Here is a 12,403-nt window from a genome sequence, read left to right on the forward strand (position 1 = left end):
TGTATTCTGAATGTTTTTACTAACACTAGTTTTGTTCGAAGACGCCAAAATAGCTAACTTAGGCACTATGGTATACGTTATAATGAAGTTGAGGTGGATAATAATGACAAATACCTTTATGAAAGAATCAAGAATCTTGCTTTTTGCCAGTTTAGCCTCTTTGATTCTGGCAACGAATTTCATCCTTTACCAAACACCGGTGTTCGGGCCGGTACCAGAGGGTGCAGTCATCGGTTCACTGCTGGACCTGTTGATCATTTTGCCTCTCTTAACCTACTTCATGGTCATTCGCAAAAGGTATTCAATCAAATATATGGGACTCGTCGTATTCGCAGGCTTTGCCATTGCCTACTTCATCGTCCCTCAGCATCATTTATCAGCTTATCCTTTTCTTCCCTATCTTTTAATGGTTTCCGAAGGCGCATTCCTGCTATTCGAGCTTTATATAGCCTATACTGTTGTCACAAGGCTGCCGAAACTGGTAAAAGAATATAAAACCCTGGCAAGCCGAAATTCGTTCTTTCTTTTCAACATTCGAAAGGCTGTTGAAACAAGCCTGCCGGGTCATCGTGCTGCCAAAATCCTTGTCACTGAATTTTCCCTGTTCCACTACGCGCTTTTTTCCTGGAAAAAGAAAGTTCAGATTGAGCAAGGCACGGCTTTTACCTATCATCAAAAAACAACCGTGAATGCTGTCTACATCATGATTATCCATGCCATCGCAATCGAATCAGTGGGACTGCACTACTTCCTTCACAGCTGGAACCCCATCGTGTCTTACATCCTTCTGTTTTTGAATATATATGGAGTCCTTTTCATCCTGGCCGAACTCCAGGCGACTAGATTGACTCCATTCCTGCTGACAGAAAATCACTTGTTATTGCAGACAGGTTTTTCAAAATCAATGCATTTGCCTTTAAGGAATATCAAGGAAATCAAACCTTATAACGGACCGGAAAAATTCAGCAGAAAAGAGCAAGCCTTGCTTTTGGATGCCAGGGTGCCAGATTTGATCCAGGAAAAACCAATGTTCGAAATCCTGCTTCATCAGCCGCAAGATGTCCAGCTTTTGTATGGAATGAAGCGAACAGTGAACCGGATTGTCCTGAATGTCGACGAACCTGATGTGTTTTATCGTGAATTGAAGCTGTCACTCCATGAGTGATCGCTTTTTTTGCGATTAATCTCTCACTTAGCTGCCTGAAATTCCTCATGAAGACTGATAATTACTGATGCAAATGAATAATCTCTCGATAAAGAGGAATAATCTCTCGATTCACAGCGATAATCTCTCGATGAAGCACATTATTCTCTCAAAAAAAGTAAAAACCCAGCCGCACAATTGCGACTGGGTTCTAAAATTTTAGCCATTATACACTTCTACGATTTTCTCAAATGAAAGCTCATCAGTACTTGCATAGACAATATCAGCAATCTCGAAGCTTTCCGTAGGACCGACAGCGACTGCAAACATTCCGGCCGCTTTGATCGCCTGTACGCCCGCTGCTGCATCCTCAACGCCAATGCATGCTTCCGGCTCAACACCAAGCATTTCAGCAGCGCGAAGGAAGACTTCCGGATGCGGCTTGCCGTTCACGACGGTTTTCGCGTCAACGATGATATCAAACTCGGATTTCATTCCGAGCGACTCCATGACGGTGAACGCGTTTTTGCTCGCTGACGCAAGGCCCAGCTTAAGACCTTTTGCCTTAATATCTGCAATCAGTTCCTTGATCGCCGGCAGCAGGTCAGCAGGAGTGATGTTTTGGATTAATGTCAAGTAGTGCTCATTTTTCTTCTCAGCCAATGCTTCTTTTTCCTCAGCTGAAAAATCCCCTGTACGGCCGCCCAGCTCAAGGATCTTTTCGAGAGAATCCATCCGGGATACACCCTTCAGCTCCTCATTGTCCTCGCGGGTAAACGTAATCCCTAAATCCTCCGCCAGCGCCTTCCACGCTAAAAAGTGGTATTCCGCTGTATCCGTAATGACCCCATCAAGGTCAAAAATAAATGCTTGTAATGGTCTAGTCATCGTCAAAACTCCTTTCATGAATCCTTCATGCAGCCTCAGAAACAGATTCTGGACATTTCATTGCGACTCACACACGTAAATGTCCATTAAACCGCTTTTCTTAGACATTTCTACGTCTTCTGCTCTCCAAAATGTCCATTAAATCACGTTTCTTGGACATTTCAACGCCTTCCGCTCTTCAAAATGTCCATTAAATCACGTTTCTTAGACATTTCAACGCCTTGCGCTCTCCAAAATGTCCATTAAATCACGTTTCTTGGACATTTCAACACCTTCCACTCTTCAAAATGTCCATTAAATCACGTTTCTTGGACATTTCTACGTCTTCTGCTCTTCAAAATGTCCATTAAATCACGTTTCTTGGACATTTCAACACCTTCCGCTCTCCAAAATGTCCATTAAATCAATCTTCTCAGACATTTCACCGCAATTCACGCACCTAAATCTTTCCCCAATGAGAGAGACCTTCAGGCTTGCCCAAAGATCTCTGCATCAACTTATTTCAATTTTACAGAAAGCTCGCCTTCTGCAGGGATGGTTACGTCCTCGCCGTATAGTTTCATGGCGAGTTCTGGTCCTTGCTGTGTAAGGACGACGTTTTCCTGGTTCACTTCTACCTTGATGTAGTGGTCGCGGTAGATGATCTTGAAGCTGTATTGATCCCAGGCTTTCGGGATGAATGGCGCGAATGACAGTGTGCCTTCCGCTGTGCGCATGCCTGCGAAGCCCTGGACGATTGCCAGCCATGCACCTGTCATGCTTGTGATGTGCAGGCCGTCTTCTGTATCGTTGTTGTAGTTGTCTAGGTCAAGGCGCGCCGTGCGGTTGTACATTTCGTACGCCTTCTCTTCCATGCCAAGTTCTGCAGCAAGGACTGCGTGGATACTTGGGGATAGGGAAGATTCATGGACGGTCATTGGCTCATAGAACTCAAAGTTGCGGCGCTTTTCTTCTTCCGTGAATTCATGGTTGAAGAAATACAGTCCCTGGAGGACGTCTGCCTGCTTGATGAAGCAGCTGCGCAGGATTTTATCCCATGACCAGTTCTGGTTGATCGGGCGGTCTTCGGCTGCAAGCTCATCCACCGTCTTCAAGTCCTTATCAAGGAATGTATCATGCTGAACAAATACTTCTCTTTCTTCATCGTACGGGAAGTACATTTTTTCGATGATGTCCTGCCATTTCGCCAGCTCTTCATCGGTGAACTCAAGGCCTGCGAGGCGCGCCTCATGGCCGTTCTGCTTAAGGAACTCGATGACTTCAAGCGTGTAGCGCAATGTCCAGACAGCGATACGGTTTGTGTACCAGTTGTTGTTCACATTGTTTTCGTATTCATTCGGTCCGGTTACGCCATGCATCATGTAGACGTTCTTGGACTTGTTGTAGTGGACGCGGTCAGCCCAGAAACGGGAGATGCCAGATAGCACATCGATTCCGTATACACGGAGATACTCTTTATCTCCTGTGTAGTTCACATAGTTATAGATCGCGTAGGCGATCGCACCGTTTCGGTGAATCTCCTCGAACGTGATTTCCCATTCGTTATGACTCTCTACGCCTGTAAAAGTAACCATTGGGTATAGCGCACCCTTCAGTCCCTGCTGCTTCGCATTATGATAAGCGCCGTCCAGCTGGTTATGGCGATAGATCAGCAGGTTGCGGGCAACCTCGGACTCTGCGGTAGAAAGGTAGAGCGGGATGGCGTAAGCTTCTGTATCCCAGTAAGTCGCACCGCCGTATTTTTCACCTGTGAAGCCTTTAGGGCCGATGTTCAAGCGTGAATCTTCACCATAATAAGTCGAGAATAGCTGGAACAGATTGAAACGGATACCCTGCTGCGCCTCATCATCGCCGGCAATTTCGACATCGGCGATTTCCCAGCGGCTCAGCCAGCCATTTTTATGCTCTTCCAATAGCTGTTCGAAGCCTTTTTCAACAGAACGATCAAGCACTTCACGGCCTTTTGAAACCAGTTCGCCTTCTTCATAGTCACGGTCCGTTGTGACAGCGACATATTTGTAAAGGGTTACCGTTTGTCCTTGTTCAGCTTTTACTTCGATGACATTTTCCATGTATTCTTCTTTTTCACTGACTTCAAGCTTGGCTACTTCGCCTTCGACAACCGTTTGCATTGTGGTCGCCACCTGGAATGTCGGTGTCCCGAATGGATTGTCTTTCGTCTTCATGACGAGGCTGCCGCGATAGTCTGCAGCATCCCTGCTGATTTCGTACCAGAAGTCTTCATCATAGTTGGAGTCTTCATTGCGGACGTCTCCATCTAGATAAGGAACAAAGGTAACGTTTCCATTATAGTTCTTGGCAGTGACAGAGTAACGGATCGCAGCCAGTTCCTGATCAGCTACTGACAGGAAGCGGACGGCTTCCACTTCTGTTTCCTTGCCGTTTTGGCTGACGGTGAATTTACGTGTCAGGACACCATGCTGCATATCAAGCTCGCGATAGTAATCGCTTACTTCAGCATTGTGCAAATCCAACTCTTCCCCATCAATAAGTACTTTAATTCCGATAAAGTTCGTTGAGTTGATGACCTTTCCAAAATAATTCGGATAGCCATTTTTCCACCAGCCTACACGAGTTTTATCCGGGAACCAGACACCAGCAATGTAAGACCCGCGATGGAAATCTCCTGTGTATGTTTCTTCAAAGTTCCCGCGCATGCCCATATGGCCGTTCCCGAGGCTCATGATGCTTTCAGCCAGGCGGAAATCCTCTTTATTCAAGTCCGTTTCGACGATCTTCCAGCTATCAATTCCAAATAATCTTTTCATAGCTTTATCTCCCTTTAAGAAGTTGTACAAACGTTTGCACTATTATATCATGAATTTCCGGAAAAATGATAAAACCAAAGGTGTTATTTTTGTGTCATCCTGAACTTATTATTATTTTACTATCATAATGCACAGGAAAAATTAATTTACCTATTTCTGTAGTACATATGTTATAAATTATCAGAAATTTTATATAATCTAAAAGGACTAATTAGAAAGGAGGAAAACAACTTTGAGCATCCGTTTTTTCAAGGTCGCTGCGGTCTATTTTGTCATTGCCATCATTCTAGGAATTGTTATGGGGATCGTACATGACTTCACGCTCGCCTCTGTCCATGCCCACTTGAACCTGCTTGGCTGGGTATCAATGGCCCTATTCGGGACGATTTATTACCTATTTCCGCAGGCCGGGAACAGCAAGCTTGCCTCAACACACTTCTGGCTCCATAACATTGGGGTGCCGGCCATGCAGGGCGGGATTACCTTATCCATATTGGTAGGCGGCGTCATTTTCACTGTTTTTGCCATTGTCGGATCACTGGTCGTGGTCATTGGAGGCATTCTCTTCCTTGTGAATGTGTTCAAATATGTAAAAGCTTAATTAAGATGAAAAAGTTCGCCCTCAAAAGGCGAACTTTTTCTTTATGCAAGCTCTTTCTGCTTCGTTTCCGTACCCCAGAAAAATACGGCTGCGGCACCAATCAGGATCGCAATACAGAAGATTGTGAAGATGGTTGTGATTGATAGATTTTGCGCTGACAAATACGGGACCATCAAGGGTCCGACAATTCCGCCGATGCGGCCAAAGGATGCGGCCATACCCGCTCCCGAACCGCGGATTGTCGTTGGATACTGTTCCGGCGTGTAGGCGTACAATGCACCCCAGGCACCAAGATTGAAGAATGACAGCAAAACTCCAGCCGTAATCAGCAAGGCCAGTGAATCTGCCGTCCCAAACAAGTAGGCGCTAAAGGCGGTTCCAATCAAATAAACAACCAGCACGAATTTCCTTCCGGCTTTTTCAATCAGCCATGCGGCGGTAAAATACCCCGGAAGCTGGGCGAGAGTCATGATCAAGACATATTGGAAGCTCTTGATCAATGTGAAGCCCTTCATGACCATCACGCTCGGCAGCCAGAGGAACATTCCATAATAGGAAAATACCACACTGAACCAAAGAATCCAGAGCATCGCCGTTCTCTTGAAATGTTCTTTTGACCAGACTTCGGCAATGCTCTCCCTCATCGTCAGCCGTTCCTTCTTGGCAACTGCCAGGAACCTTGGCGAATCCGGCAGGTTGATGCGAAGATACAGTGCATACAATGCCGGCAATGCACTTAGGATCAACGCCATTTGCCAGCCGAATTTCGGAATGACGAAGTAGGAAATCAAAGCAGCAACCAGCCATCCTGCCGCCCAGAAGCTTTCGAGCAGGACGACAACGCGACCGCGTTTCTCAGCTGGCACACTTTCAGAAACAAGCGTGGACGCAACCGGCAATTCCCCGCCAAGCCCCATCCCGATAAAAAATCTCAGCAGTAAAAAGAATGACAATGTAGTCGCCATCGCAGATATCCCGCTTCCGACAGAGAACAACAATAATGTGATGATAAAGACATTTTTCCGGCCAATCCGGTCAGCCAGCAATCCAAATATGAGGGCACCGACAGCCATTCCGATCGAGTTCACACTGCCGATCCAGCCCATCTCCTTGCCAGTCAAGCCCCAATCCACCTGCAGGGCAGCGATGATAAAGGACAAGATCCCCACATCCATCGCATCGAACATCCAGCCCAGTCCGGCAATTCCGAGCAGCTTCTTTTCTGAAATCTCCTGTGACTTTCTCATAAAACCCTCCTACAACACTAATTCGATACAAATAGTTTCCCTAAAATGGTTTGTTTTAACATATAAAATTATTTGCTCTACCATATTACCACTTGTCTTGACACTAGTCATGATATAAATTCACAAAAACTTTCCCGGTAAATAATTTCAAAGAATTAGCGAACATTATAGCTATATACTTTGAAAAAGCTGGAGTGTTGGATATGAAAAAAACCAAACTCGCAAAAAAGAACGCCCTTCCCTTTCTGCTGCTGACTGCCGTTCATGTCTTGCTTTTTTTCATATTCACGAAAAGAAGCCGGCAAAAGAATATATGGCCCTTGCTGCTCACCAATATTGGATTGGCTTATTTATTCGAGTACCCGGTCCTTAATTTGTTCAAAGGCTATTCCTATAAACCAAAAATCCTTAAGAAAAAGGCTCACGATCAAATTCTCGGGGCGGTTTTATCGCAGGGGTTTTATGTTCCCATCACGGCTACCCTCCTGACTTTGTACCGAAAAAATGGGTACTGGAAGCTCGGCAGCACGCTGATCTATTATGGCATTGAAAAATATTTCCTGAGTTTGAACATCTATAATGCCTATTGGTGGAAGCCTTCCTATACAGTATTCTTTATGAATATTTATTTTAATATCAGCGATTTGTTTTACAAGGCGCTGAATGCGGATAAAAAATGGGCCCTGGTGATTGCCCAATACTTTTCAACTGAGGTCATCTGTGTTACATTGCTCTATATATCAGCAGTCGGCAGGAAAGTCCGCTTTGGGCGGGGAATCTACCACTCATGGCGGGAGCATTTTATCATCGCTCCGCTCTACAGTCTGGTCCGGGCAGTTTTCTTTGTCATCAACTCTTCAAGGCAGGGGATCTTCCCCCGGCTGACCATGTTTTTGGGATTGACCGGAACGGATTGGATTCTTGAGAGGACCGGGCTTTTGAAAATGCGATTGAACAAGCTCTGGAATATCTCTTTCAATGCAGTTATGGTCCTGCTATCAAGGTTTCTTTATATAAAAATCCGCCAAAAACAGTGAAAGCCCCCTCTGCATAGCAAAGGGGGATATTGGTGTTAATTTAATTGTTCGAGGATGACTTTTACCTTGAACAGGTCGCCGTCGACTTCAATATCAAGTGTGCCTTCGTGCAGGTCAACGATCGATTTGGCGATCGCCAGCCCGAGTCCGGAACCTTCTGTATGGCGTGACTGGTCACCTCGTTTGAACCGTTCGAACAGTTCATCCAGGTCTTCGCCCAGCTCGTACTTAGTGATGTTTTTAAAAGTGAGCACCACCTGGTTTCTCTCTTCTTTTACCGAAATATAGACCCTCGTATTCTCAAGCGCATACTTCAGGATATTGCCAATCAGGTTATCGAACACCCTCCAGAGCTTTTGGCCGTCGACAAAAGCATACACCGGATGATCCGGCTGGGAAACCCTCAGCTGCAGTGACGACTGGCTCAGCGCTTCATTATGCTCGGCCAGCGCCTGCTGGAGCAGCTGGTTGAGGTCGACCTTCTCCTTGTGCAGTTCGATATTGCCGCTCGCCATTTTCGTTGCCTCGAATAGGTCGTCGATCAGTACTTTGAGCCGCTTCGATTTCCGGTCAAGAATCTCAAGGTAAGACTCACGATCCTCTGGCGCGAGATCAGGCGTTTTAAGGAGCTCTGTATACGTGATGATTGAAGTCAGCGGAGTCCTGAGGTCATGGCTAACATTCGTGATCAATTCCGTCTTCAGGCGCTCACTTTTTGCCTGTTCCTTGTTCGAGACATTCACCGCAGTCCGCAGGTCATTGATATTCGCTGCATGCCTGGCGATTGCCGATATTCCTTTCACCGGTATGTCGGCACCTAAATTACCTGCAGCCAGTTCTTCCGTATGCTTCATTACCTTATTCAAATAGCCTGCTTTCCTCATCACCATGATGAAAATTGGAAGACTGATAACACCAATAATGAATGCAATGACGATTACTTCTCCTCCGCCTGCTGCAAGGACTGCAACTAACAGCATGCCCATCATAAACGCAATCCCGAGGATGACAAGCAGCTGGAATCCGATGCTCTTGATTATAAAGGCATCAAGAATGGCGTGGTAGCTTTTAACTAAAAGGCTGTTATTCAAATCCTCTTTCAGCTTTGGCCAATCCTTGCGGTAATCCGAAAGGAATCTCAGCTGGATCCACCCGAATGCGAGCAAAGCTGCCGCAGCAACCAGACTGATGATCAACTCGGTAAGGGTTGCGAAGACATTTGAGTGATAATAAACAAATTGTTCACTGATCAAAGTCATCGACAGCAAAAGGAAAAACACTGTCGTTAAAAGCAGCACTGCCCTTACATCCAGCGGGATTCTCCCATAGAAGGACTTCCACTGGTCGAATGAGCCAAACACGGTTGCCGGCTTCCGTTTTGCCAGGAAATAGCTCACAATCAAGGCAGCAATGCTTGATAAAAGATAACCGAAGAAGAGCTTTTGCCCTTTCTGGTAGTCTTGATAATTCATGATGGCGATGTTTTTTTCTGATGCATGCTTGGAGAGACCGATTTGACCGGACAAATCCCGGTCTTTTTGATTCTCAAGGATCGTTTCAGCCACTTCGTTATAAGGCAGGAAATTCTCATTATATCCACTGAATAAATAATTCTTCTCCAGACCCGCGTAATCCACCACATAATACATATCTTTTTTGTTCATGTAGTCAGATGCCGATTCGCCCTTTGCCAAATTAAGATTTGTAATCACTTCTCCTGTTGTGTTGTCTTTCAGGTAATATTTGAAGGCATTCCCAAGATTGTTGAAGTTACTGCGGTAAGCACCAAGCCTTTGGTAAAAATCATCAATCTTCTTCTCTTTTTCTTTGACGATTTTAGCGCGGACATATTCATCACTGTTGAAATTCTCTGTGATATCCGCGATCTTTTCGTCTCTTTCCTTCTTAAGGACCTCCTCAGCTGCCTTGTTTTCCGAATCGATGGCTGCCTGGATCTGGTCTTCATATTGCATCCCGATATTGGAAATTTGATCACTGAGATTGCCATATCTAGTACGATGTTCTTCAATTTCCTCATCTGAAACGGTAATCTGCTTTTTCATTTCTTCTTTCGGCATTTCATAAAGCTCGTAGACATTCAGCATGGCAATGAACTGATCCATTTGTGAGTTATATTCGTCAGAATCAAAGTAATCTCCATGCATAAACCGGCTGCCATTTGTCAGCACGGAAAAAAGCCCGCTCAAACCGAATGCAATCAAAAGCACCCAGGCTGCAAATAAATACTTACTTTTCGATTTTATATCCAATCCCCCACACCACCTTCAAAAATCTTGGATTCTTCGGATCGATCTCTATTTTTTCACGGATCTTGCGGATATGGACGGCCACTGTGTTTTCGGCATTGTAGCTCGGCTCCTTCCATACACGCTCATAAATATCATTGATGGAGAACACTCTGCCGGCATTCGTCATCAGCAGTTCGAGGATCTTGTACTCGATCGGCGTCAGTTTCACCGGTTCACCATGGGCGGTGACCTCCTTCGAGGACTGATCAAGTGTCAGGCCATTCAGGTCGATCACCTTCGCCTTCCCTTCGTATGTACCGAGCGTGACATACCTCCTGAGCTGCGACTTCACCCTGGCGATCAGTTCAAGCGGATTGAACGGCTTCGTCACATAATCATCAGCACCGACCTGAAGCCCGAGAATTTTATCGGTATCCTCCGCCTTCGCGCTCAAAATGATGATCGGGATATTCTTGTCCTCCCGGATCCTGAACGTCGTCGTAATCCCGTCCTGCCGCGGCATCATCACATCGAGCAGGATCAAATGGACCGGCTGCTCGTTCAGCTTCTCGATCGCCTCGATACCATCAGCCGCCTTAATGACCTTGATCCCTTCGTTCTTTAAATAAATCTCAATCGCATCCCGTATCTCTTTCTCATCATCCACGACAAGCACATTGTATTGTTCCACGAATGATAACCCCCTTCCCTTACAGGCAAGCTTTGATATTGTCTATTCTAGGCAGTGAACCTTAATATTCACCGAGCATAAATCTTAAGATTTTCTTAATAATGGTAAAAGTGGTGTGTGAATCTATTATATATTTTTATGAAGGATGAGAGGAAAGGTAATTTTGGCGATGGTTTTTATAAAAGGCTGTTCTCGTAAAGATTGTTGTTAAAATCCTAAAGCCGATTTTAACGTGATCATAGCCATTTTTTATGTCGGTACTAAGTATGCAAGCTCTTTTCTCATAATAAGCTTTAATTGTGCGACTAAACTTAGATAATTTAATACTATTTTGTAGGCAATAGCAACAAAGTTTGAGAAAAGAGCCTTATAAAAATGAAGCTTTCCCGCAGAGGAAATCGGCTCAATCTTGGGGATATTGAGCGATTGGGTAAGTTTGATACCTGTTTATTATTGTTTAATCTTTTTATTGGCGATTTTCACAATTTTATTGGCGATTTTCACAATTTTATTGGCGGTTTTCACAATTTTATTGGCGATTTTGGAGTTTTATTGGCGATTTCATCCTACTTATTGGCGAAAATCAACTTTTATTGGCGAACTGGAAATTTCGGGCGTTTTTTTCCAGCTCGGGTTCGCTATTGGAGAATCATAACCCCTGGCATTTGCGTAAGGCTCATAAGAATTCACCCGCCTACTTCCGCAGCGTAGCGATCAACCGCTTAGGATTCAGCAGCAAGTCCAAACCATCATTGATATCTGCAATTATCAGATCGCTTTTTAATAGTGTTGCCGTTGCGCAGCCTTCTCTTCCGGCTATGGCAATGGCGAGGTCGGATTGTGCGAACATTGCTTCATCATTCGCTCCGTTGCCCATACAGATTACGCCATCCAGCCCCCGGACAAATTTCCCCTTCTCGTCTGTATGATTATCTGATTGGAGAATTTGTACGGTGACAGGCAGTCCCTCACATTGCTGGATTACACTTCCGCTCGTATCGGCTGTAATGACATGGACCTCCAACTCCTTGCTTAGCTGCTGGATTCTTTCTCCGACACCAGAGATCATCTCGCCGCCAAAAGCAATCGTCCCGTTAAAATCCAGGACCAGATGATGCAGGCTGAACCGGCCTCTCCCCGGGATATTCAATGCAAGCATGCAGTTGCCCCCTCATATTTGATAGAATAACGTTATTATACACCTGGATGGAGGATATCGATGAAAAAGAACAACGTCATATTGTATATCGCAACGAGCCTTGATGGCTATATCGCTAGGCCTGATGGGGCTGTTGACTGGCTCGATGATGTCGAAGGTGATGGCGATAATGGTTACGGTGAATTTTACAGTCAGGTTGGGACGGTGATCATGGGGCGGAAAACGTATGAGGAAGTCCTGAAATTGACGGATGAGTTCCCTTATGCCGGCAAAAACTGCTATGTTCTCACCCGGCAGCCCCAGGAAAGCACTCCCCATGTCACATTTACCGACGAAGACATGGAAAACCTGGTCTCGCGCCTTAAGGAAGTTTCTGATGGGTACGTCTGGCTTGTCGGCGGCGGTGAGCTAGTGAAGCAATTCCTTGAAAAAAAGCTGATCGACGAAATGGAGCTTTATATCATTCCTAAAACAATTGGCGAAGGAATCCCTCTGTTTCCGGATGGCACTCCGCCAGCAGATTTTAAATTGACCGATACAGGCCGATTCGGGCAGATTGCGGCACTGAAATATACATTGAAAAAAGGCGCTGAATGAC

10 protein-coding genes are annotated in these 12,403 nt (G+C 45.3%); 4 read left to right on the forward strand and 6 right to left on the reverse strand.

The features are described from left to right. Positions 1–103: 103 nt before the first annotated feature. Positions 104–1,165, forward strand: coding sequence for a hypothetical protein (locus ACNAZ4_RS08285; RefSeq protein WP_415813757.1), 1,062 nt, complete (start codon positions 104–106; stop codon positions 1,163–1,165). 198 nt (positions 1,166–1,363) lie between these two features. Here ACNAZ4_RS08285 and pgmB read toward each other — a convergent pair whose 3' ends face one another. Both pgmB and ACNAZ4_RS08295 read right to left on the reverse strand, forming a co-directional pair. Next, complete coding sequence (pgmB, locus tag ACNAZ4_RS08290) at positions 1,364–2,032, reverse strand: beta-phosphoglucomutase (protein WP_415813758.1); 669 nt, start codon at positions 2,030–2,032, stop codon at positions 1,364–1,366. Between the two features lie 497 nt (positions 2,033–2,529). Further along, complete coding sequence (locus tag ACNAZ4_RS08295; RefSeq protein WP_415813759.1) at positions 2,530–4,821, reverse strand: glycoside hydrolase family 65 protein; 2,292 nt, start codon at positions 4,819–4,821, stop codon at positions 2,530–2,532. Positions 4,822–5,053: 232 nt separating this feature from the next. Here ACNAZ4_RS08295 and ACNAZ4_RS08300 point away from each other — a divergent pair, with 232 nt between their 5' ends. Beyond that, entirely contained in the window at positions 5,054–5,422 is a 369-nt protein-coding gene (locus tag ACNAZ4_RS08300; RefSeq protein WP_415813760.1) for a cytochrome-c oxidase, read from the forward strand. 41 nt (positions 5,423–5,463) lie between these two features. On the opposite strand, the gene ACNAZ4_RS08305 is transcribed toward ACNAZ4_RS08300, so the two are convergent. Beyond that, a complete protein-coding gene (locus tag ACNAZ4_RS08305) occupies positions 5,464–6,669 on the reverse strand; it encodes an MFS transporter (protein ID WP_415813761.1) in 1,206 nt (401 codons plus the stop codon). Between the two features lie 203 nt (positions 6,670–6,872). Here ACNAZ4_RS08305 and ACNAZ4_RS08310 point away from each other — a divergent pair, with 203 nt between their 5' ends. Then, complete coding sequence (locus tag ACNAZ4_RS08310) at positions 6,873–7,706, forward strand: hypothetical protein (protein WP_415813762.1); 834 nt, start codon at positions 6,873–6,875, stop codon at positions 7,704–7,706. A gap of 35 nt (positions 7,707–7,741) precedes the next feature. On the opposite strand, the gene ACNAZ4_RS08315 is transcribed toward ACNAZ4_RS08310, so the two are convergent. The 3 genes from ACNAZ4_RS08315 to ACNAZ4_RS08325 form a co-directional block, all read right to left on the reverse strand. Beyond that, on the reverse strand, positions 7,742–9,976 hold the full coding sequence (locus ACNAZ4_RS08315) for a sensor histidine kinase (protein WP_415813764.1): 2,235 nt from the start codon (positions 9,974–9,976) through the stop codon (positions 7,742–7,744). Further along, positions 9,954–10,646 carry a response regulator transcription factor gene (locus ACNAZ4_RS08320; RefSeq protein ID WP_251480845.1) on the reverse strand — a complete coding sequence of 231 codons (693 nt, stop codon included), beginning with the start codon at positions 10,644–10,646 and terminating at the stop codon, positions 9,954–9,956. Before ACNAZ4_RS08320 ends, ACNAZ4_RS08315 begins: the two co-directional genes overlap by 23 nt. 694 nt (positions 10,647–11,340) lie before the next feature. Next, on the reverse strand, positions 11,341–11,805 hold the full coding sequence (locus tag ACNAZ4_RS08325; RefSeq protein WP_415813766.1) for an HAD family hydrolase: 465 nt from the start codon (positions 11,803–11,805) through the stop codon (positions 11,341–11,343). A 60-nt stretch (positions 11,806–11,865) separates the two neighbouring features. On the opposite strand from ACNAZ4_RS08325, the gene ACNAZ4_RS08330 reads away from it, so the two are divergent. Then, positions 11,866–12,402 carry a dihydrofolate reductase family protein gene (locus ACNAZ4_RS08330; protein ID WP_415813768.1) on the forward strand — a complete coding sequence of 179 codons (537 nt, stop codon included), beginning with the start codon at positions 11,866–11,868 and terminating at the stop codon, positions 12,400–12,402. The last annotated feature ends 1 nt before the right edge of the window (position 12,403 follow it).

This window comes from Mesobacillus thioparans (assembly GCF_965138835.1).
GTDB lineage: Bacteria > Bacillota > Bacilli > Bacillales > Cytobacillaceae > Mesobacillus > Mesobacillus thioparans.

Coding starts and splice junctions, on each gene's coding strand:
- pgmB (WP_415813758.1), bottom strand. CDS start 2,032: ATGACTAGACCATTACAAGCATTTATTTTTGACCTTGATGGGGTCATT.
- ACNAZ4_RS08305 (WP_415813761.1), bottom strand. CDS start 6,669: ATGAGAAAGTCACAGGAGATTTCAGAAAAGAAGCTGCTCGGAATTGCC.
- ACNAZ4_RS08285 (WP_415813757.1), top strand. CDS start 104: ATGACAAATACCTTTATGAAAGAATCAAGAATCTTGCTTTTTGCCAGT.
- ACNAZ4_RS08310 (WP_415813762.1), top strand. CDS start 6,873: ATGAAAAAAACCAAACTCGCAAAAAAGAACGCCCTTCCCTTTCTGCTG.
- ACNAZ4_RS08325 (WP_415813766.1), bottom strand. CDS start 11,805: ATGCTTGCATTGAATATCCCGGGGAGAGGCCGGTTCAGCCTGCATCAT.
- ACNAZ4_RS08330 (WP_415813768.1), top strand. CDS start 11,866: ATGAAAAAGAACAACGTCATATTGTATATCGCAACGAGCCTTGATGGC.
- ACNAZ4_RS08295 (WP_415813759.1), bottom strand. CDS start 4,821: ATGAAAAGATTATTTGGAATTGATAGCTGGAAGATCGTCGAAACGGAC.